The organism is Hydrogenobacter sp. T-8 (assembly GCF_011006175.1).
Lineage (GTDB): Bacteria > Aquificota > Aquificia > Aquificales > Aquificaceae > Pampinifervens > Pampinifervens florentissimum.
In genome coordinates this window covers 340203-359298 of sequence record NZ_CP048795.1, presented here as the reverse complement: position 1 = coordinate 359298, position 19096 = coordinate 340203, and the positions used below count along the sequence as shown (strand labels likewise).

The following is a 19096-nucleotide window of genomic DNA, read 5'->3' as shown; positions in this document are numbered from 1 at the left end:
TATTTATCATGGAGGCTGAAAAATGAGTGAGGTATCTCTTTTTATAGCCTTTACCGCTGGCTTGTTGTCCTTTCTGTCTCCTTGCGTCCTGCCTATAATTCCCGGTTATATATCCTACATATCTGGCATAGGAGCACAGGAGGTAAAAGAAAAGGGTGGCTTTAGCAAGAAGGCTTTTATGGCTTCGCTTCTTTTTGTGGTGGGTTTTTCCATAGTCTTTACCCTTATGGGTGCTACCGCAACGGGTATAGGGGGGCTCTTGAGAGAGTATCAAGACCACATAGCGAAGGTGGGTGGTGGTATAGTGGTTTTCTTTGGTCTGCATTTTGCTGGTGTTATGCTAAGACCCAGTTTTTTAAAGGAGCTGGCAGGTGTGTCCGCACTTATACTTGCTTTCTTCTTTCTCGGCATTATTTCTCAGAAGACCCTCTTTGACCTATTGGGCATAGTTCTTGTGGTAGCTTTTCTTTACCTTTTTGGTCTTCATGAAGTGTTATACAGGCAGATGAGAAAGGAAATGAAGGGTAGTGTTTCTGGATTGGGTGCTTTGGCGGTGGGTATGCTCTTTGCCTTTGGATGGAGTCCTTGCATAGGTCCAGTGCTTGGCTCAATCCTGCTGTATGCCAGTCAACAGGAGACCGCTCTTCAAGGTGCGAGCCTTCTCTTTGCCTATTCTATGGGTATGGGTATTCCCTTTCTCATAGCGGGTGGTTTGCTCTCTGCCTTTCTTGGCTTCGTGAGAAGTTTTGGACGCTTCTTTGGTGTTGTGGAGGTTGTGGGCGGGCTTTTGCTTATCCTTTTAGGGGTCTTGCTTACCACGGGCAAGTTAGCGGAGATATCTCTTCTGCTGGGTGCATAGATGCTTCTTCTGATAGACTACGGAATGGGAAATCTAAGGAGCGTATCAAAGGCACTTGAGAAGGTAGGTTTTTCTGTAAAGGTCAGCTCAGACCCAGAAGAGGTAAAGAAGGCGGAGGTATTGGTCTTACCGGGTGTGGGTGCCTTTAGAGATGCCATGGAAAACTTAAGGAGACTTGGGCTTTTGAAAGAGATACTAAGGCATATTGAAAAGGGAAAGCCATATATGGGCATATGCCTTGGGCTTCAACTACTCTTTGAAAGGAGTTATGAGTTTGGAGAAACAGAAGGCTTTGGAGTGCTTGAAGGCGAGGTAGTTTTACTTCCACCAAAGGTCAAAGTGCCACATATAGGTTGGAATCAGCTCTGGAGGCAAAAGCCTTCTGACCTTCTTACTGGCATCAAAGAGGGCGAATACTTTTACTTTGTCCATTCTTACCATGTAGTGCCAAAGAGACAGGATATAGTTCTTACCACCACCGATTACGGTATTGACTTCGTCTCTTCAATAGAGTATGAAAATATCTTTGCGGTCCAGTTTCATCCAGAAAAGAGCCAAAAGGCTGGACTAAGGCTTCTTGAAAACTTCAGAAGGAGGCTTTATGGCTAAGCTCTGCATAGCCTTAGACACAAACCTTCAACAAGCCAAAGACTTGGTGAGATCTCTTAGGGGCTATCCTCTACTTTTTAAAGTGGGCTATAAACTTTTCATCTGTCATCATAGAGCAATAACAGACCACATAAAGGAGGAGGGATTTGAGCTTTTTCTTGACCTTAAGCTCCATGACATTCCCAATACGGTAAAGGAGGGAGTTTTGTCTGCAAAGGAGTTGGGTGCGGACTATCTTACAGTTCATATATCCGCAGGGAAATCTGCCCTCAGGTCTGCAGTGGAGGTAAAAGGAAAGCTCAAGCTCCTTGGAGTCACTCTGCTAACAAGCCTTGACGATGAGGATATACAAGACATTGGTCTTTGTAGAAGCAGAGAGGAACAGGTTTTCCACTTTACCGAACTTGCCCTCAAAGAAGGCTTTGACGGTATAGTCTGCTCTGGTAAGGAGCTAAGCTATCTCAAAGAGAAAGCCTCTAAGCCTTTTATCGCGGTTGTTCCCGGTGTTAGGTTGGAGGGAGACCCTGTGGAAGACCAAAAGAGGGTGGTAAGCCTTGAAGAGGCTCTAAGTGCTGGTGCGGACATAATTGTGATGGGTAGAAGTATTCTGAGGGCGGAGAATCCTGTAAAGAGGGTAGAGGAGATACTTTTGAGAATGTAGTAATTAAACATAGCCTATAGCCTTGAGAGCCTCTTGTCTTTGAATACAGGTGGCACACACACCACAGGGAGGCTCAGTCCCCCTATAGCAGGAATAGGTCTTTTCAAAGGGGACACCCAGCTCCTTTCCAAGTTTTGCTATATCTACCTTACTCATACCAAGAAAGGGTGCATATACATGCACTCTCCTTTTTGTTTTTGCCACGTAGGCGGAGCCTGCGTTTATGGCGGATTCCATCGCAGTTATAAACTCTGTCCTGCAGTCAGGATAGGGAGTATCAAGGGCGTGAACGCCTATGGCTATGTATTCCACTCCAAGGCTGTCTGCGAAGGAGCTGGCAATGGCAAGAAAGACAAGGTTTCTCATTGGCACATTGGTAGGTGGCACATCTTGGGTGTATTCTCCCTTTGGCACTTCTGGACCACCTTCCAATAAGGCTGAACCTTTAATGAGCCTGTAGTGAGGCACTTCCACCAGTATATGCTCCTTTACACCCGCTATTTGAGCTAACTCTTTTGCATACTTTAGCTCTACCTTGTGCCTTTGTCCGTAGTCAAAGGATAGAGCGTAGACCTCTTGAAATTCTCTCTTACAGAGCCACAAGAGGGTGGTGCTATCCATTCCACCAGAGAATAAAACAATAACCCTTTTCATGGCTTTTATGCCGGAGGCGGGAGTCGAACCCGCACGCCCTTGCGGGCGGGGGATTTTGAATCCCCTGCGTCTGCCAGTTCCGCCACTCCGGCTGTGTAGAAAATTATAATTCTTTTCATGGATAGAAGCATAGATTGGTATAAACAAGCTGAGCGAGACCTTGAGCATGCCAAAAGGTCTTTGGAGATGGGAGACTACGAGTGGGCGTGTTTTGCCAGCCATCAGTCCGCAGAAAAAGCTATAAAGGCTCTTCACTATTACTTTAAGCAAGAAGCTTGGGGTCATTCTCTTAGTAGGTTGCTTAAGGATTTACCAATAGAAATCCCTGAAGAGCTTTTAGACCTTGCCAAAATGCTTGACCTTTATTACATACCCACAAGATATCCCAACGGCTTTCCTATGGGTGCACCTTACGAACACTTTACACAAAAGCAAGCAAAGGAGGCAATAGAATATGCCAGTAAGGTTCTTGAATTCGTCCGTCTTCAGATGGGTCTCTAAAGAGGATGTGGAAAAGGCTCTCGTTGAATGGGTAAAGAAGGTAAAAAGAGAACACCCTGAAGTGTTAAAGGTAGGCTATTTTGGCTCTTACGCAAGAGGAGATTGGAACGTGGGAAGCGATGTGGATATAGTGGTGATAGTCTCCAAAAGCAATGAACCCTTTATAAGAAGACCTCTTGCCTTTGATACCACTGAACTTCCTGTGCCTGCGGACTTGCTGGTTTATACAGAAGAGGAGATAGAAAAGCTAAAGGACACCAGGTTTTACAGAGAGGTTTTACAAAAGGAAGTTGTTTGGCTTTCTTAGAACTTATTTAGGATATAAACCCATGCAGGAATGCTCAAAAAACTCAGAATAATGCCAAGACCTGCACTGGCAAAGGCAAGGCTGTGGTTGAGCCCATACCTTAGCACCAAAAGGCTTGCGGTTATCATGGTAGGCATAGCGGACTCAAGCACAGAGACCCTGTAAGCGCTTTCGCTCACAGGCAAGGCTTTAAATACCAAAAGGGCAAAAAGTGGAGATAGAAACATCCTTATGCCAATGGCGGTAGCCAAGAGTTTAAGACCTTTACCAACATGAGAAAACTCAAGGGAAAGACCCAGAGAAAACAAAACCACTGGCAGTAGCGATGCAATAGAAAAGTCCACAAACTTCCAAAAGAAGGCTGGAAGCTCATAAGCCCTTAGCAGAAAGCCAAATAACAAGCCAAGAAAGGGTGGAAAGAGTATTATGGACCTTAATTGAAGACTACCGCTTACTATAAAAAAGCCCAAAGAGGATACCGCAAGAAAAGAACCTACGCTGTCGTAGATAACCGCATACTTTAGCCCTTCCTCTCCAAAGTAGGTAAAGCTGTAAGGATAGCCAAGAAAGGCTGTATTGCCAAAGGCAGAAGCCATCATAAGTGTCCTGAGGTCTGATTTTTTGAGCTTGAGAGCCTTACCTACGAGATATGAAGTGATTATACACAAGGCTATTACAAGCCAAGCACCAACGCCGATAAAAGCCACTTCCTTAGAAAGACCTATATTATGTGCGGTCTTAAAGCTTAACAAAGGAAGGGCAAAATATAACACGTAGTTTACCAAAACCTTAGAATGTTCCTCGGAAAACAGACCAAGCCTTTTGAGTATGTATGCAATGCTTACGGTAAGAAAGACCTCAAGCATAGAAAAAGCTCTCTATCTGCCTCCTTATAATGCGGTATGGACCTAAATGAAGTCTGAGAAACTTTTCAAGCCTGCCTATGGGTAAAAGATTTTGTGGAGACCTTCTATCTTGGAAAGATTGGCTGGCAAAGAGAGGAATCACTCCTGCGGAGATGTCCGCAAGCCTTTTTACCTCTTCAAAGTCCCTTTTGAAGACCTCAACTCTTACAAGACCTTGTAGCCCTTCGTGTTCTGTGAGCTTTACATACCATGTATACTTATCTACCTTTTCCTTCTCTTCTTGTTCTTGCTGGTAGTGGACTTTCATAATAGGGCTTCTTTGTCCAAGCCTCAAAGTGTATAAAAGAGGAAGATACGACCTATCCATATAGAGCTTTTTCATGCTTTTTACAAGACCCAGAAAGGGTGTTTTCCTGAGCTTATAGCTCAATATTCCATCGCATATTACAAGACTGTCCTTGACTTCCTTTTGAATTTGTAGGGCGAGCCTTGCCTCAAGCTCTTCTCTCATGTATCTGTTAATTTCCACAGAAAGCTCTCCCTCAACCGCATACGGTCTAAACCCAAGCAATTCGTCCACAAGAATACCACCTTTATGAAAGAAAAGCCGTTCCACTCTATGGAGTATAAGAGATTCCTTTAAAAGGTTTAGTTTTCCGTATTCTATCCTTAGGGCACCAGCACCCAAGGATAAGAAAGCACCCTCAAAACTCTCTCCTGTTTCCTCATCTCTAACATAGGCAAGACACTCGGTGCGTCTTACTCCGTCTATAAACACAAGACTGAAATTTTCTGGCACGTATCCATCGTATACCTTTGGCTCTTCCGCAAGGTCGGAAAACTGCAGAGATTCTTCTATTTCATTGGATTCTATTTCCTGTGGTTGATGTGGACTAAGAGACAACTTGTATCTTCCCAAGCTCTGCATCCTTAAGCTCCTCTAACTTCCTTCCTATGAGGTATTTTAAATCATTGAGGTTCTCACCAGTCACAGCGGATATGGCTACAAAGGGATAACCCATACTTTCAAAGACCTTCTTTAAGCTTTCTATATAAGACCTGTCTGATAGGGCGTCAAGTTTTGTTCCCACTACTATCTGAGGTTTTTTAAGGAGTTCTGGACTATAGTTTTCCATCTCCTTCAAGACTGTTTGAAAGGCTTTTATAGGGTCCTCTGCCCTTCCCTCTGATATGTCTACCAAGTGCAAGAGCAACTTAGTTCTTTCTATATGCCTTAGGAAGTCAAGACCAAGACCCTTTCCCTGGCTCGCACCCTCTATAAGACCGGGGATGTCCGCAATTACCACATGCCTCTCTTCGTCCAAATCCATAACACCCAAGACAGGAGAAAGGGTAGTAAAGGGATAGTCCGCTATCTTTGGCTTTGCCCTTGTAAGGACAGATATTAGAGTGGACTTTCCCGCATTAGGAAGCCCTACAAGACCCACATCCGCTATGAGCTTTAGCTCCAATATGAGCCACCTTTCTTCTCCCTTCTCCCCTTTTTCTGCGTATCTTGGTGTTTGATTGGTAGGTGTTGCAAAGTGTGCGTTGCCTCTTCCACCTCTCCCACCCTTTGCCACCACGCACCTTTGCCCATCTTTTACAAGGTCGCAAAGGACTTCTCCAGTTTCTGCATCAATAACCACCGTCCCTACTGGCACCTCTATTATTAGGTCTTCTCCATCCTTGCCCTTCTGGTTTTTCCCTTTACCATGCTCTCCCCTCTGAGCCTTAAAATGCGCTTGAAACTTAAAGTCATAAAGGGTATGTTTTCTCCCTGTGGCTACCAAAACCACATCCCCACCCTTTCCACCATCTCCACCCGCAGGACCACCAAAGGGTCTGTATTTTTCCCTTAGAAAAGCAACCGCACCATTGCCACCATTCCCAGCCTTAACGTGTATTTTTACCCTATCAACGAACATAAGAAATAAGTATAATTCCCCTGTGTTTGAACTCAAGGGCATAAAGGTAGGGTTTTTCTGCTCTACTGCAGATGGCAAGATAACTACTAATAGGAAGTTTAGGCTCTCCAATCTGAGCTATCAAAAAGTCATGGATGTATTGGAGAAAAACCTAAAAGATTTTGAAAGGCTATTAGAAATTTCCCTATACTTGGGCTGTGGTATATTTAGGCTGGGTTCAGACCTTATCCTTGAGGCAAAGCAAAAAGAGAAAGCGGTGGAAAAGCTCCTTTCGGAGTTATATATTTACCTTGATGCTAAGCCTTGAAAAATAGCTGGGAAGGGCTTGGAGATGAAGGAGTCTCCGCATGATATAATTTGAACCTGAAATGCTAAGCGATGAAGAGATTAGGAGTATATATGAACTTGTAAGGGTTTATTGGGAGAAGCACTTAAAAGACAGAGGTGTAAAACTACCACATCTTATAAAAAATGGTAAGTATACTAAAGATGGACTTGTTCTAGTATATCTCGCAAAAGATTACCCCAAAACCAGACCAGTTTCTAAGTCTGAGCTAACCCAGTTTATCAGGAGTTTGTATCCTGATACCAATGATGTTCAACAAGCAAGACATCTTGCAAGACAAAAGGGTTGGTATATAATATCATCCACGAGAGGAAATCATTTGGAAGTAAAAATTCCAAAGGATAGCTACCTTTTGGTGTCTCTTGAAGAGCCTTATCCCGGTTGGACTCCACATAGAAAAGTTGGAATTAGTGATGTGGATTTCGAAAAACTTAAACAAGTTTACAATTACAGATGTGCTACTTGTGGTTCGGAGGAGGGAAAACCAAATCTAAAAAATCCAAGACGCATAACAAAGCTCCAAAGGGCTCACATAGACCCTAAGGACGAATCTAAGGGATACATACCCCAGTGTGATGAATGTAACCGTGCATACAGAGATTGGTTCGTCTTTGATAAACTCGGAAGAGTTATAACCATAGCAAATCCAAGAGTAGTGTTGAGGGCGTCTGAAGAGGTTCAAAAACAGGTTTACAAAATTTTAAAGCTAAAATATGAAGGGAAAGAACTATGAAAGATATAGAACTTATACTTGGCGATGCACTTGTTTGGTTGGAAAAAATCCCAGAGAATACTGTGGACTTAGTCCTTACAGACCCACCTTATTTTCTTGATAAACTTGACAATAAATGGTCTCATGAAGAGGTATTGAGGGCAAAAAGCAGTGTAGGAACTGTTAAATACTTACCTGTAGGTATGAAATTTTCTCCAGAGCAGGCTGTTGAGTTTGGAAAATGGTTCTCCTCTGTAGCTTATAAGGTTTTCAGGATTTTAAAGCCGGGTGGCTGGTTTCTCTCTTTTTCCCATCCAAGATTGTTCCATAGGCTTGTATGTTCTACAGAGGATGCTGGGTTTTGGATTAGAGATATATTTCTTTGGATATATACACAAAATCAGCCAAAGGCTTTTAGTCTTGAACATTTTCTTGATAGAACTGCTTTTCCTCCCGAGGTGAAAGAAAAACTAAGAGAAGAGCTAAGAGCATACAAAGTTCCGAAGGTAAAAAGCAACTACGAGCCTATAATGGTAGCTCAAAAGCCTCCAGAAGGCACATTATTGGAAAATTTTGCAAAGTATGGAGTTGGGTTGTTTAATGTCAAAATAAAGCAAGGAAAAGGGATGTTCCCGTCTAACATAATAACCACAGATAGCATAGATGAGGTTATGGATAGATATTTTCTAATTGAAAAACCAGACAGGAAAGAAAAGGGTGCTTTCAACGACCATCCAAGCGTAAAACCTATAAAACTCTTGAGGTTTCTGATTGAACTTACCACAAAAGAAAAAGCCTTGGTGGTTGACCCTTTTATGGGTAGTGGCTCTACTGCTATAGCTTGTAAAGAGACAGGTAGAAGGTTTATTGGCATTGAGATAAATAAGCACTACTATGAGATAGCGACAAGAAGGCTCAAAGAAAAGGTTAGTTTATTTGAATAGCACATATTATATAAGTATGCTAAGCCTTGAGGAACTTCAAAAGGCACCAGAAAAACCTGGCGTATACCTTTTCAAAAGGGGCAACAGACCCATATACATAGGTAAGGCAAAAAACCTTAGGGATAGGCTCCTTCAACACTACAAGCTGGCGGAAAAGGACAGCAAGGAAAAAGCTATTATAGAAAACTCCACTTCCGTGGAGTGGGTTATAACACGCAACACCTTTGAAGCCTTAACGCTGGAAGTAGACCTTATTCAACTCCACAAACCTCGTTATAATGTGCTCCACAAATATGGCGGTGGCTATCCTCTACTTTTATTGACCGATGAGCCATATCCTACTGTAAGAGTGGTAAGAGGCACAGAACACAGAGGACAGCTTTTTGGACCTTTCTTTAGCACCTCAAAGGCTAAAAAGGTGAAAAGACTTATCCACAAATTGTTTAAACTCAGGACTTGCGACCCAATGCCAGAAAGAAAAGAACCCTGTATGGATTATCATCTTGGACTTTGCTCTGGACCTTGCTGTGGTCTTATAGACAAGGAATCTTATAGGCTGTCGGTGAAATCCGCTATTGCTTTGCTCTCCGGAGAGGTGAGCGAAGTTTTAGAGAAGCTATACCAAAAGATAGAAGAGGAAATGCAAAGGCTTAACTTTGAAAGATGTGCCATGCTAAGAGACCAAATACAGGCTTTGGAAAACCTCTCTAAGGGTCAGAGGGTTTCTGGGCTTGAATATGGTAATGCGGATATTCTTTACGCTATGGGTAGGGTTTTGGGTGTTTTTCTCATTAGGTCTGGAAGGCTTGTGGACAAGCAGGTTTTTGTCCTTGAGAGGGAAGAAGACCTTGAGGAGTTTTTGCTGGGATTTTATTACACAAACCCTCTGCCTCAAAACCTGCTTGTGAACTTTGAGCTTTCGGAAGAAACCCTGTGGTGGCTCTCTCAAAGAGGAAACTTTGAGCTAAGAAGGGATATAAGCCCAGAGCTTGAGGAACTCATAAGGGAAAACCTCGGACACCATCTTGACCCTGTGGTTCTTAGGGAGGAATTTCATAGGGTGCTACGCATTCCAATGCCAGAGAGGATAGAGGGTTTTGATATTTCTCACTTTTATGGTGAATACACTGTTGGTTCTTGCGTAGTGTGGGAAATGGGAAGCATGAACAAAAGAGCTTATAGAAGATACAGAATAAAGAGCTTTGAAGGGATAGATGACTATAGAGCTTTGGAAGAAGTCCTCTCAAGGAGGGCAAGAAGGCTAAAAGAAGGCGAGGAAAAAATGCCAGACCTTTGGCTTATAGACGGCGGTTATGGACAGCTCAATGTTGCTATAAGAGTGAGAGACAAATTTTCCTTACCAATAAAGGTCTATGCCCTTGCAAAGGAGGAGGAAATTCTTATCTCGGAGGAAAGAAGAGAAGTAAGGCTGACCCAACATCCTATTTTATACAGAGTCTTTGGGCTAATTAGGGACGAGGCACACAGGTTTGCACTCACCTATAACAGAAATTTAAGACTAAAGGAAGGTCTAAAGGACACCTTGGACAAAGTAAAAGGTATAGGAGAAGTAAAGAAAAGGCTCATATACAGGAATTTTGAAAATCTATACGAGTTTCTAAAAGCGGACGAGGGAACTTTAAGGAGGCTGGGTATAAGCCCCACTCTCAAGCAGGAAGTAGAAAGGTATCTCAAAGGTTAAAAAGGTATAATATAAATCATTACCTTTTGAAAGGAGGCGCGCATGGCAAAGGGAACAGTCGCTTACAAGATAATCAAAGAACACCTTGTTAGCGGAAAGCTAATACCCGGTGAGGAGATAGCCATAAAGATAGACCAAACCCTCACACAGGACGCAACTGGAACTATGGCTTATCTCCAATTTGAGGCAATGGGAGTGGATAGGGTCAAAACGGAGCTTTCTGTTAGCTACATAGACCACAACATGCTACAAACAGACTTTAGAAACCCAGATGACCATAAATATCTTATGAGCATTGCCAAAAGGTATGGCATATGGCTTTCCAAACCCGGTAATGGTATATGTCATCAAGTTCATGTGGAAAGGTTTGCAAAGCCTGGAAAGACACTTCTTGGCTCAGACTCTCACACACCTACCTCTGGCGGTGTGGGTATGATAGCCATAGGTGCGGGTGGTCTTGATGTGGCTGCAGCGATGGCTGGTGAACCCTTTTATCTAAAAATGCCAAAGATAGTAGGTGTAAAGTTAACTGGTAAGATGCCAGAGTGGGTAACCGCAAAGGATATAATTCTTGAGCTTTTAAGAAGGTTAACAGTAAAGGGTGGTGTAGGAAAGATTTTTGAATACTTTGGAGAGGGCATAAAAGAGCTTTCTGTGCCAGAGAGGGCAACCATAACCAACATGGGAGCGGAGCTTGGAGCAACCACTTCTATATTCCCATCTGATGAGATAACAAGGGCATATCTTAAAGCTCAAGGCAGGGAGCAGGACTGGATAGAGCTTTTGCCAGACCCAGATGCGGAGTATGATGAAGTAATTGAGATAAACCTTTCTGAACTTGAACCACTAATAGCCTGCCCTCATTCACCCGACAATGTGGTGCCAGTGAGAGAAGTGGAAGGCACAAAGGTGGACCAGGTGGTAATAGGCTCTTGCACAAATTCCTCCTTTGTGGACCTGACAAGAGCGGGCAAGATGCTTGAGGGAAGGAAGGTTCATCCAGATGTTATATTTGCGGTAGCCCCTGGCTCAAAGCAAGCCCTTGAGCTTATAACTCAGAATGGTATTCTCCTTAACTTTCTAAAGGCAGGAGCGAGGATATTGGAAAGTGCCTGTGGTCCATGCATAGGTATGGGATACGCGCCACCAAGCGGTGGAGTGTCTATCAGGAGCTTTAACAGAAACTTTGAAGGAAGGTCTGGCACGCCCGATGCAAAAGTATACCTCGCATCTCCAGAGGTCTGTGTAGCCTGTGCCATAGCGGGAGAGATAGTAGACCCAAGAAAGTTGGCAGAGAGGGAAGGCATAAAGTGGATAAGGGTGGAACTCCCAGAGAGATTTCCGTATGGCGACGAAGCCTTTATACCACCACTACCAGAAGAAGAGGCGAGAGAGGTGGAAATATACAGAGGTCCAAACATAAAGCCTCTGCCCGAGTTTGACGAAATGCCAGAGCTCATAGAGGGAGAAGTAAGTCTTATAGTGGGAGACAACATAACCACAGACCACATAATGCCCGCAGGTGCAAAGATACTGCCCCTTAGGTCTAACATCTACGCCATAAGCGAGTATGTTTACCACTACGTAGACCCAGAGTTCGTCTCAAGAGCCAAGAAGATAAGGGATGAGAAAGGAAAAGCCAACATAATAATAGGTGGTGAAAACTACGGTCAAGGCTCATCCAGAGAACACGCAGCACTTGCCCCCAGATTTCTTGGAGTGCGTGCGGTTATAGCTAAGTCTTTTGCAAGGATACACCATGCAAATCTTGTAAACTTTGGCATAGTGCCCTTGGAATTTGTAAACAAAGAGGACTACAGTAAGTTCTCTCTGGGTGATGAGATAGAAATACCAGAACTCACTCAAAGACTACAGGCTGGACAGGAGGTGGTAGTTATAAACAAGACCACGGGAGAGCAAGTAGTATGCAAATACAACCTTTCACCTAAGCAGGTTTCTGTGCTATTGGCAGGTGGACTGCTTAATTGGATAAAGAAAAAACAAAAGGTGGAAGTATGAGCAAATGGCTTTTAGCCCTGGTTTTGTGCCTCAGCGTGGTGCAGGCAAAGGAAGTGCCTTTTACCTTAGAGGATAGAGATAGACTCATTAGAATGGAGGCAGAGCTAAAAGCTCTCAGTAAAAGTGTGGATGCTCGCTTTGAGGAGGTAAACCGCAAGATAGACATGCTTTTCAACTTTTTGTGGATAATTACTGGCATATTTACTACCATAACGGTGGCTACTATAGGCTTTGCCATATGGGACAGAAGAACTACACTAAAGCCTTTTGAGGATAAAATAAGGAAGCTGGAAGATAAGGACAAAGCCTTTCTTGAAGCCTTAAAAAGCCTTGCAGAGGAAGACAAGAAGGTGTATGAAATCCTAAGGAAGTATAACATGCTGTAAAGGAGGGTTAATATGAAGCTACGCAAGGTAGTGTCTGTAATAGGTGCAGGGAATGTAGGTGAGCATACCGCAAGCCTTTTGGCTCTGAGAGGTCTTGTGGATGTGCGTATGTTTGACTTGCCAAAGAAGGATGGAGATAGAATAATTGAGCCCGTTAAAGGCAAAGCCCTTGACATTCAGCAAATGCTTTCCGCATTGAACATTAACGGAAGAGTGGAAGGCTACACAGTAACACCAGAAGGTGAAGGCTACGAAGCCTTAAAGGACAGCGACCTTATTGTTATAACCGCTGGCTTTCCAAGAAGACCTGGCATGTCAAGGGAAGACCTACTGGAAAAAAACATCTCCATCCTCTCGGTTATAGCAGGCAAAATAAAGGAATACGCACCTGAGGCTATAGTTATAGTGGTTACCAACCCGGTAGACCTTATGACCTATGCGGTATATAAAATTCTTGGGTTTGAGAAGAACAGGGTTATGGGTATGGCTGGCGTGCTTGATTCTGCTCGCTTTAAAACCTTTATATCAAGAGAAATACGCATATCGCCACAGGATATAAACGCTTATGTTATAGGTGGTCATGGTGATGAAATGGTCCCTCTCATATCTATTTCTAACGTGGGAGGCATACCTTTAAAGGATATGCTACCAAAGGAGAAAATCCAAGAGCTTATAAGGAGAACTCAGTTTGGTGGTGGTGAGATAGTAGACCTTATGGGAACTTCTGCTTATCACGCACCTGCTGCGTCCATAGTGGAAATGGTGGAAGCTATTGTGACAGACAACAAGAGAATCCTACCATGTTCTGTATATTTGGATGGAGAAGTGGGCAAGTATTACGAGGCGGAAGGCTTGTGTGTGGGCGTGCCAGTAAAATTGGGCAACAACGGAGCAGAAGAAGTGATTAAAATACCTATGATAGAGGAAGAGCGTGAGATGTGGAAGAGGTCTGTGGAGTCTGTAAGGAAAAACATAGCCATAGTGGAGGAGCTGTTAAATGCGAGAAGTGCACTATGACCAAATAGTGGAGGCGGTAAGGGAGATTGCCATAAAGGCTAACTACGAAATTCCAGAGGATGTGGAGCTTGCCTATCAAAGTGCCATAAGGAGAGAAGAATCTGAAATAGGAAGAGAGGTCCTCAGCCAGATACTCCTTAACATAAAGTCCGCAAGAGAGGAGCAGATGGCATACTGTCAAGACACAGGTGTGGCAGTGGTTTTTGTGGAAATAGGTCAAGATGTCCATGTGGTGGGTGGGTCTCTTGAAGATGCCATAAACGAAGGAGTAAGAAGGGCTTACACAGAGGGCTATCTTAGAGCCTCTATGGTTTACGACCCTGTTTTTGAAAGAAAAAACACAAAAGACAACACTCCTGCAGTGATACACTATAGGGTGGTTCCCGGAGATAGGATAAAGCTCACCTTTGCACCAAAGGGTGCGGGTTCAGAAAACACCTCGCGTCTTGCTATGCTAAAACCTGCGGACGGTTGGGAGGGTGTAAAAAGGTTTGTCCTTGAGACGGTAAAGCTTGCTGGTCCCAATGCCTGTCCACCCTTCACCGTTGGAGTAGGAATAGGTGGCACATTTGAATACTGTGCCTTGCTTGCCAAGAAGGCACTCCTTAGACCAGTGGGAGAAAGAAGTAAAGACCCTGTAGCCAAGAGAATAGAAGAGGAGCTTATAGAGGAAATAAACAAGATAGGCTGGGGTCCTATGGGTTTTGGTGGGACTGTGACTGCGGTGGATGTAAAGGTGGAGCTTTATCCTTGCCACATAGCCTCTCTCCCAGTGGCGGTAAACATCCAATGCCATGCCAGCAGGCACGCAGAGATAGAGCTGTGAAATACATCCTAATCTTGGCTTTTATAGGGCTTATAACGGTCATATTCCTAAGTGGCTTTGCTTTTAGGTTGCTAAGGAGATAGGAAGAACCTGCCTATTAAATTATCGCCTTCCTCATATTCCTTTTGAAACACTATGCCTTCCTTATCTAACAAACCTTCTTCTATAAGCCTTTTTAGACATTCATTAGCTTGTTTTTGATCCATATCTAAGTTCCATCTTGGTAACCAGTTAGTTATTATCAACCCAGTTGTTGCATAGTCGTTTTTCTTTAGCCAGTTTTTCAATCCTTCTATGGAATTAATTCTCTTAGAGTAAGATACAATATAAACATCCCTTCCAAAATGCTCTTTTATCTAAGAAGCTATAGGATACATATCGATATCGCCAGAGAATATTGCTATACCGTCAAGGTCCAACCTTTTTATACTAAGGTCAGTGGTAACTTCAAGGGCAAGCTGTATATCATTAGTTTAACACCAACAGATGACAGAATTTGTTGTATGTTTATGGTCTTGGAAAAAGGAAGGTTCTCAAATTCTGCAAAGGCTTTTACAAAACGTATGTTTATGTCATTCCTATCAAGGCTATCAACCATAAGGCTACGAATTAAGTATAAACTGTATAGAAATTGTTCTATTATACACTTTTCGTATTCTAAAAATTTAGAATTTCCGACCTTTATTCCGAAATGGTCGAGACACGCACCATATATGTTATCAAGGTCTTGGCGACTAGTCTTTGAAAATGTTGACAAACGAAGATAAATGTTGTATATTATTCTTTAGTTTTTAAAGCGGGGTGCGGAACGTGAACACCGACAAAGGCTCGCCTAACCGTGTTAGGTGAGGTTGGTGTTTACACTGCACTCTGCAAGCCCTTATCAAGTGGGTATAAAAAGCCTGCTTGATGAGCGGTATTAGTGCCTCTGGAGTAAGGCATTGGGGTCGGTGAGCCCCTAAACCCGAGGTGTGGATAAATGTCCCTAAAAGGGATATTTGTCTATACTAAGGGATACTCTATGTATAAACCAAGCTGATACATTTTCAGTTAGTTTTAATTCGGGAGGGGGAGCCTCCCACATAATTGTAATAGTTAGTTCTGTGTTTTATTATAACTATTCTATTCGTTTTTGTCAAGTAGCTATATCAAAGCCCAATTAAAGCATTAATAAATCAACCTCTAAACTGACAGGTCTCCTCATCAATGGTAGAATACAGAGGTCTGACTCTTCCTTCTGGAGTAGTGTCTTCAAAGTCTCTTGGAACTCCAAGCTCTTCTATACAATGCACAAGGTCATGGTAAAACTCCGCAACCTTGACAAGCCCTGTTATCTTGCCAACCTCGTTGAAGGCTCTTATCTTATCGGTGGCTTTACCCTTACCCCTTTCCACTATAGCACCTGCGTGTCCAAAAGAGACACCTTCAAGTTTTTCTTGAAATCTTCCTGCTACAAAGGCAGCTACCGGCTTGTTCCATCTGCCTTCCTTCCAAAGTCTTAGGATGGTCTCCGCAGCCTGCTCTTCGTAAGAGCCACCCACTTCACCTTGAATTATTACACCCTTCACGTTTGGGTCATCCGCTATGTTTTCAAGGGCATCCGCAAAGGTAGTGCAGGAGATAACATCTCCACCTAGAGCCAGAGCCATATACACGCCCCACCCTCTACGCTTGAACATCTCCGCAGTGGTAGTGGTAAGCCCACCAGATTTGGAAAGTATCACGAGCCCACCCTTTTCGTAGGCTATGGAGGGATTTTTACCCCCTATAGCTCCAATCCTTGCGGGAATCCAGGGCATCATACAACCCAAAGAAGTGGGACCCACTATTATCACTCCTCTTTCCTTCGCATAGTGGTAAAAGTAGACCGTATCCCTTATTGGCACATGCTCGGTGATTATGAATATGACCTTTATGCCCGCATCTACAAGCTCTATAACCGCATCTTTTACAGAGGCTGGCGGCACATAAACTATGCCTGTGTTTATCTCTGGATGTTTTTGCAGGGCTTCTTTGACCGTATTGTAGACAGGCTTCCCAGCCACCTCAGAACCACCCTTTCCTGGCGTGACGCCCGCCACTATAAAACCCGGATATAGAGCTTCAGACTCTGTTACCACTTGAGAGGCTTCCCTTCCTGTTATGCCCATTACTATTATTCGTGTCTTGTCGTTCAGATATACAGTTCCCACGCTCCAGTTTTTCTCCATTTTTTACCTCCAAAACCTATATGCTTTATGATTATATTACAATTTTCACTGGGAGATAAAGATGAAAAAGTTTTGGGCTCTTTTTCTTGTTGCCTTCACCCTGCTTTTAGGATGTGGATGGTCTGGTTCTAATTCCTCTCAAGAGCAAACGCTTAGAGTATCCACCATACTTGTGCCTCTCTATTCCTACCCTGCGGATGCAAACTACAGAGATGACCATCAGCGATTAGCCCAGTTGAGAAGCCCAAAGGAGATAATAGTGATAATAAACCCCGATAGTGGTCCAAGTGTCATAAAAGACCAGGAGTTTGAGAACATTATAAACACATACAAGGCATCGGGTAAAAGGGTGTTGGGTTATTTGAAGACTGAATACGCTCGCAGAAATCGGCAAGGGGTCATAGCGGATATACAAAGGTATTTGGACTTTTATCCTCAGATAGAGGGCTTTTTCCTTGATGAGGTGAGCAATGAGCTTGGAGATTTTGAATACTACAGACAGATATACAATTATGTCAAAGAACAAGGAAACTTCATGGTGGTAATAAACCCAGGGGCAAGGGTGCCTCAGGAATATTACAGTGTGGCGGACAAGTTGGTAGCTTTTGAAAGCAATTTAAGTTTCCTATACAACGGATATGGGCTAACAAGGGCAAACACAAAGGACTGCTTTCTTGTGTATGGTGTAAGAGATACGGGACAGGCAAGAGAGCTTCTTTCATACCTAACATCTCGTGGTGCCAGTTGTGCCTACGCAGTAGATGAAGATCCACCTTCATGGTTTAAACTTAGCCCCTACATGAACGTTTTGTTAGAATAAAACTCTATGAAATTGCTCCTTCTCTTAATTGTGCCTTACCTCTCTTTTGCCTTTTATCATTGCTTTTTTGATGCAGGCAAGAGGTATGGAGTTGACCCTGTCCTTTTGATAGCTATAGCAAAGGTGGAAAGCAACTTTAATCTACGGGCTATAAACGTCAACAGAAATGGCACGAGGGACTACGGCATTATGCAGATAAACTCACATTGGCTTGAAAGATACAAAATACCAAAGGAGTGGCTTTTTGAGCCTTGCTACAACATACACTTTGGAGCTATGGTGCTGAGAAAGTGCATGGAGCAATACAAAGACATAAGCCATGCGGTGGACTGCTACAACAAGGGAAGCAAAGCAAAGGGTCATGGTGCTTATGTGGAAAGGGTTTTCAGAAACTACAAAAGATACTACACTATGTTAAAATAGATAAAATGAAACGGAATTTTGTTGACCTTTGGGAAATAAGCCCTGAGGAAGGGTGGAGCATACTCCAAGACGCTTTGAGTATAAAGAGAGGTATTGATAAGGAGCGGTATTTAGAAGGGAAAAACATAGCCTTATACTTTACAAAACCCTCCACAAGGACCCGCGTATCCTTTGAGGTAGCCATAGCCCAGCTTGGTGGTAATACCATATTTCTACAGGAGAATAGTCTGCAGGTCTCAAGGGGTGAAGACCTAAAGGACACCGCAAGGACCCTTTCAAGATATGTGGATGGGATAGTTATAAGGACAGACTCCCACAAAAAGTTAGAGGAGTTTGCCAAATACTCAGATATACCGGTGATAAACGCCCTCACAGACATGGCACATCCGTGCCAGATACTGAGTGATATTTTTACCCTTTACGAAGTTTTTGGGGAAGATGTGCGGAGTATCAAAATAGCTTATGTGGGAGATGGAAACAACGTATGCAACACATGGCTTGTGGGTGCGGGTCTTTTTGGTCTTAAGCTCTTTGTGGCAACTCCAGAGGGTTATGAGCCAAGCAGTCTATACTATCAAGCAGGCGAAGACCTATGCAAGATAACTGGTGGTAGCATATATCTAACTACAAACCCCGTAGAGGCTGTAAGGGACGCTCATGTGGTATACACAGATGTATGGGTTAGCATGAACCAAGATAGAAAAGAGGAAAAGCTACAAGCCCTAAGACCCTATCAGGTAAACAAGGAATTACTTTCATACGCAAAGCCTGAGGTTAAAGTTATGCACTGTCTTCCTGCAAAGAAGGGAGAGGAGATAACGGAAGAGGTTTTTGAGTCCTATGCGGACTTTATATTTACGCAGGCGGAAAACAGACTTCACACCCAAAAGGCACTGCTTAAGTTTTTGTTTTCTACCTCTACTTGAGGATTTCTCTATTTTAATGCAAGAAGTAGTTGGAATAGGTGAGTGGAGTCCTCTTTAACCTTTTTTATTATTTCCGCATCCTCTGGCTTTGGATTTTGGGTATCTATTTTGCTGGCTATCTCGTGAAAACCACAATGAAGTTTTTCTATCTCATGTAGTAGCTCTTTAATCTTATCTTCGTATTCTTCCATATAAGGATAAACCTCTTCGTAAAACTTTTTCCTAAAGGCACATTCTCTACAGGTCTTATGTTCAAAGGGCTGACGGTTTTCTATGGCTCTTTCCAGTTTGGAAATATATATGGCATGCTGAGATAGGTATATGTCCAAGTCCCTTAATAAACTTAATAGACCAACCACAAGCACGAACCTCCATGTTGT

23 protein-coding genes and 1 tRNA gene are annotated in these 19096 nt (G+C 43.2%); 16 read left to right on the top strand and 8 right to left on the bottom strand.

Annotated features, from left to right (window positions below; translation table 11 throughout):
* Positions 1–22: 22 nt before the first annotated feature.
* From G3M65_RS02050 to pyrF, 3 genes are read left to right on the top strand one after another with little or no spacing between them, the layout of a single operon-like run.
* A complete protein-coding gene (locus G3M65_RS02050) occupies positions 23–859 on the top strand; it encodes a cytochrome c biogenesis CcdA family protein (RefSeq protein ID WP_173832911.1) in 837 nt (278 codons plus the stop codon).
* Positions 860–1468 (top strand): imidazole glycerol phosphate synthase subunit HisH, encoded by a 609-nt coding sequence (hisH, locus tag G3M65_RS02045; protein ID WP_173832910.1) that lies wholly within the window; start codon positions 860–862, stop codon positions 1466–1468.
* Positions 1461–2129: an orotidine-5'-phosphate decarboxylase gene (pyrF, locus tag G3M65_RS02040; RefSeq protein WP_173832909.1), complete on the top strand. Its 669-nt coding sequence runs from the start codon at positions 1461–1463 to the stop codon at positions 2127–2129. The genes hisH and pyrF overlap by 8 nt, the downstream gene beginning before the upstream one ends.
* A 3-nt stretch (positions 2130–2132) precedes the next feature.
* On the opposite strand, the gene queC is transcribed toward pyrF, so the two are convergent.
* Together queC and G3M65_RS02030 are read right to left on the bottom strand one after the other, a co-directional pair.
* Positions 2133–2783 (bottom strand): 7-cyano-7-deazaguanine synthase QueC, encoded by a 651-nt coding sequence (gene queC, locus G3M65_RS02035; RefSeq protein ID WP_173832908.1) that lies wholly within the window; start codon positions 2781–2783, stop codon positions 2133–2135.
* Positions 2784–2791: 8 nt separating this feature from the next.
* Positions 2792–2875 (bottom strand) — tRNA-Leu (locus G3M65_RS02030).
* Between the two features lie 25 nt (positions 2876–2900).
* Between G3M65_RS02030 and G3M65_RS02025 the strand changes: the two genes are divergently transcribed.
* Entirely contained in the window at positions 2901–3284 is a 384-nt protein-coding gene (locus tag G3M65_RS02025; protein ID WP_173832907.1) for a HEPN domain-containing protein, read from the top strand.
* Positions 3238–3591: a nucleotidyltransferase domain-containing protein gene (locus G3M65_RS02020; protein ID WP_173832906.1), complete on the top strand. Its 354-nt coding sequence runs from the start codon at positions 3238–3240 to the stop codon at positions 3589–3591. The genes G3M65_RS02025 and G3M65_RS02020 overlap by 47 nt, the downstream gene beginning before the upstream one ends.
* Here the strand turns inward: G3M65_RS02020 and G3M65_RS02015 are convergent.
* The 3 genes from G3M65_RS02015 to obgE are packed head-to-tail and all read right to left on the bottom strand — an operon-like array spanning position 3588 to position 6385.
* The gene (locus G3M65_RS02015) at positions 3588–4457 is read right to left on the bottom strand and encodes an AEC family transporter (protein ID WP_173832905.1); all 870 of its coding nucleotides are present in this window, start codon (positions 4455–4457) and stop codon (positions 3588–3590) included. The two genes, G3M65_RS02020 and G3M65_RS02015, sit on opposite strands and share 4 nt — an antisense overlap.
* Positions 4450–5385: a DNA double-strand break repair nuclease NurA gene (locus G3M65_RS02010; RefSeq protein ID WP_173832904.1), complete on the bottom strand. Its 936-nt coding sequence runs from the start codon at positions 5383–5385 to the stop codon at positions 4450–4452. Before G3M65_RS02010 ends, G3M65_RS02015 begins: the two co-directional genes overlap by 8 nt.
* On the bottom strand, positions 5351–6385 hold the full coding sequence (gene obgE / locus G3M65_RS02005; RefSeq protein ID WP_173832903.1) for a GTPase ObgE: 1035 nt from the start codon (positions 6383–6385) through the stop codon (positions 5351–5353). Before obgE ends, G3M65_RS02010 begins: the two co-directional genes overlap by 35 nt.
* Positions 6386–6407: 22 nt before the next feature.
* On the opposite strand from obgE, the gene G3M65_RS02000 reads away from it, so the two are divergent.
* The 8 genes from G3M65_RS02000 (at position 6408) to G3M65_RS01965 (ending at position 14337) form a co-directional block, all read left to right on the top strand.
* Positions 6408–6692, top strand: a complete 285-nt coding sequence (locus G3M65_RS02000; RefSeq protein ID WP_173832902.1) for an apurinic/apyrimidinic endonuclease family protein — start codon at positions 6408–6410, stop codon at positions 6690–6692.
* A gap of 61 nt (positions 6693–6753) precedes the next feature.
* Positions 6754–7464, top strand: a complete 711-nt coding sequence (locus G3M65_RS01995) for a hypothetical protein (RefSeq protein ID WP_173832901.1) — start codon at positions 6754–6756, stop codon at positions 7462–7464.
* A complete protein-coding gene (locus G3M65_RS01990) occupies positions 7461–8387 on the top strand; it encodes a DNA-methyltransferase (protein WP_173832900.1) in 927 nt (308 codons plus the stop codon). Before G3M65_RS01995 ends, G3M65_RS01990 begins: the two co-directional genes overlap by 4 nt.
* A 16-nt stretch (positions 8388–8403) precedes the next feature.
* Positions 8404–10089 carry an excinuclease ABC subunit UvrC gene (uvrC, locus tag G3M65_RS01985; RefSeq protein WP_173832899.1) on the top strand — a complete coding sequence of 562 codons (1686 nt, stop codon included), beginning with the start codon at positions 8404–8406 and terminating at the stop codon, positions 10087–10089.
* Positions 10090–10131: 42 nt separating this feature from the next.
* On the top strand, positions 10132–12108 hold the full coding sequence (locus G3M65_RS01980) for an aconitate hydratase (protein ID WP_173832898.1): 1977 nt from the start codon (positions 10132–10134) through the stop codon (positions 12106–12108).
* A complete protein-coding gene (locus G3M65_RS01975) occupies positions 12105–12494 on the top strand; it encodes a hypothetical protein (RefSeq protein WP_173832897.1) in 390 nt (129 codons plus the stop codon). The genes G3M65_RS01980 and G3M65_RS01975 overlap by 4 nt, the downstream gene beginning before the upstream one ends.
* Positions 12495–12506: 12 nt before the next feature.
* Positions 12507–13511, top strand: coding sequence for a malate dehydrogenase (locus G3M65_RS01970; RefSeq protein ID WP_173832896.1), 1005 nt, complete (start codon positions 12507–12509; stop codon positions 13509–13511).
* Positions 13492–14337, top strand: a complete 846-nt coding sequence (locus G3M65_RS01965) for a fumarate hydratase (RefSeq protein ID WP_173832895.1) — start codon at positions 13492–13494, stop codon at positions 14335–14337. The genes G3M65_RS01970 and G3M65_RS01965 overlap by 20 nt, the downstream gene beginning before the upstream one ends.
* A gap of 71 nt (positions 14338–14408) precedes the next feature.
* Here G3M65_RS01965 and G3M65_RS01960 read toward each other — a convergent pair whose 3' ends face one another.
* Together G3M65_RS01960 and G3M65_RS01955 are read right to left on the bottom strand one after the other, a co-directional pair.
* Positions 14409–14624, bottom strand: coding sequence for a hypothetical protein (locus G3M65_RS01960; RefSeq protein WP_173832894.1), 216 nt, complete (start codon positions 14622–14624; stop codon positions 14409–14411).
* Positions 14625–15512: 888 nt separating this feature from the next.
* The gene (locus tag G3M65_RS01955) at positions 15513–16547 is read right to left on the bottom strand and encodes a succinate--CoA ligase subunit alpha (RefSeq protein ID WP_173832893.1); all 1035 of its coding nucleotides are present in this window, start codon (positions 16545–16547) and stop codon (positions 15513–15515) included.
* A 61-nt stretch (positions 16548–16608) separates the two neighbouring features.
* Between G3M65_RS01955 and G3M65_RS01950 the strand changes: the two genes are divergently transcribed.
* The 3 genes from G3M65_RS01950 to argF are packed head-to-tail and all read left to right on the top strand — an operon-like array spanning position 16609 to position 18716.
* On the top strand, positions 16609–17367 hold the full coding sequence (locus G3M65_RS01950) for a spherulation-specific family 4 protein (protein WP_173832892.1): 759 nt from the start codon (positions 16609–16611) through the stop codon (positions 17365–17367).
* Positions 17368–17373: 6 nt separating this feature from the next.
* A complete protein-coding gene (locus G3M65_RS01945; protein ID WP_173832891.1) occupies positions 17374–17790 on the top strand; it encodes a lytic transglycosylase domain-containing protein in 417 nt (138 codons plus the stop codon).
* Between the two features lie 5 nt (positions 17791–17795).
* Positions 17796–18716, top strand: coding sequence for an ornithine carbamoyltransferase (gene argF / locus G3M65_RS01940; protein ID WP_173832890.1), 921 nt, complete (start codon positions 17796–17798; stop codon positions 18714–18716).
* A gap of 8 nt (positions 18717–18724) precedes the next feature.
* Here argF and G3M65_RS01935 read toward each other — a convergent pair whose 3' ends face one another.
* Positions 18725–19075, bottom strand: a complete 351-nt coding sequence (locus tag G3M65_RS01935; protein ID WP_173832889.1) for a CZB domain-containing protein — start codon at positions 19073–19075, stop codon at positions 18725–18727.
* Positions 19076–19096 lie beyond the last annotated feature (21 nt).

Excerpts from the sequence above, each read along its gene's own strand:
- obgE (WP_173832903.1), bottom strand. The coding sequence starts at position 6,385 with ATGTTCGTTGATAGGGTAAAAATACACGTTAAGGCTGGGAATGGTGGC.
- hisH (WP_173832910.1), top strand. The coding sequence starts at position 860 with ATGCTTCTTCTGATAGACTACGGAATGGGAAATCTAAGGAGCGTATCA.
- G3M65_RS01995 (WP_173832901.1), top strand. The coding sequence starts at position 6,754 with ATGCTAAGCGATGAAGAGATTAGGAGTATATATGAACTTGTAAGGGTT.
- G3M65_RS01950 (WP_173832892.1), top strand. The coding sequence starts at position 16,609 with ATGAAAAAGTTTTGGGCTCTTTTTCTTGTTGCCTTCACCCTGCTTTTA.
- G3M65_RS01965 (WP_173832895.1), top strand. The coding sequence starts at position 13,492 with ATGCGAGAAGTGCACTATGACCAAATAGTGGAGGCGGTAAGGGAGATT.
- G3M65_RS02025 (WP_173832907.1), top strand. The coding sequence starts at position 2,901 with ATGGATAGAAGCATAGATTGGTATAAACAAGCTGAGCGAGACCTTGAG.
- queC (WP_173832908.1), bottom strand. The coding sequence starts at position 2,783 with ATGAAAAGGGTTATTGTTTTATTCTCTGGTGGAATGGATAGCACCACC.
- G3M65_RS01990 (WP_173832900.1), top strand. The coding sequence starts at position 7,461 with ATGAAAGATATAGAACTTATACTTGGCGATGCACTTGTTTGGTTGGAA.
- G3M65_RS02010 (WP_173832904.1), bottom strand. The coding sequence starts at position 5,385 with ATGCAGAGCTTGGGAAGATACAAGTTGTCTCTTAGTCCACATCAACCA.
- argF (WP_173832890.1), top strand. The coding sequence starts at position 17,796 with ATGAAACGGAATTTTGTTGACCTTTGGGAAATAAGCCCTGAGGAAGGG.
- G3M65_RS02015 (WP_173832905.1), bottom strand. The coding sequence starts at position 4,457 with ATGCTTGAGGTCTTTCTTACCGTAAGCATTGCATACATACTCAAAAGG.
- G3M65_RS01975 (WP_173832897.1), top strand. The coding sequence starts at position 12,105 with ATGAGCAAATGGCTTTTAGCCCTGGTTTTGTGCCTCAGCGTGGTGCAG.
- G3M65_RS01970 (WP_173832896.1), top strand. The coding sequence starts at position 12,507 with ATGAAGCTACGCAAGGTAGTGTCTGTAATAGGTGCAGGGAATGTAGGT.
- pyrF (WP_173832909.1), top strand. The coding sequence starts at position 1,461 with ATGGCTAAGCTCTGCATAGCCTTAGACACAAACCTTCAACAAGCCAAA.
- G3M65_RS01945 (WP_173832891.1), top strand. The coding sequence starts at position 17,374 with ATGAAATTGCTCCTTCTCTTAATTGTGCCTTACCTCTCTTTTGCCTTT.
- G3M65_RS01955 (WP_173832893.1), bottom strand. The coding sequence starts at position 16,547 with ATGGAGAAAAACTGGAGCGTGGGAACTGTATATCTGAACGACAAGACA.
- G3M65_RS02050 (WP_173832911.1), top strand. The coding sequence starts at position 23 with ATGAGTGAGGTATCTCTTTTTATAGCCTTTACCGCTGGCTTGTTGTCC.
- uvrC (WP_173832899.1), top strand. The coding sequence starts at position 8,404 with ATGCTAAGCCTTGAGGAACTTCAAAAGGCACCAGAAAAACCTGGCGTA.
- G3M65_RS01980 (WP_173832898.1), top strand. The coding sequence starts at position 10,132 with ATGGCAAAGGGAACAGTCGCTTACAAGATAATCAAAGAACACCTTGTT.
- G3M65_RS02020 (WP_173832906.1), top strand. The coding sequence starts at position 3,238 with ATGCCAGTAAGGTTCTTGAATTCGTCCGTCTTCAGATGGGTCTCTAAA.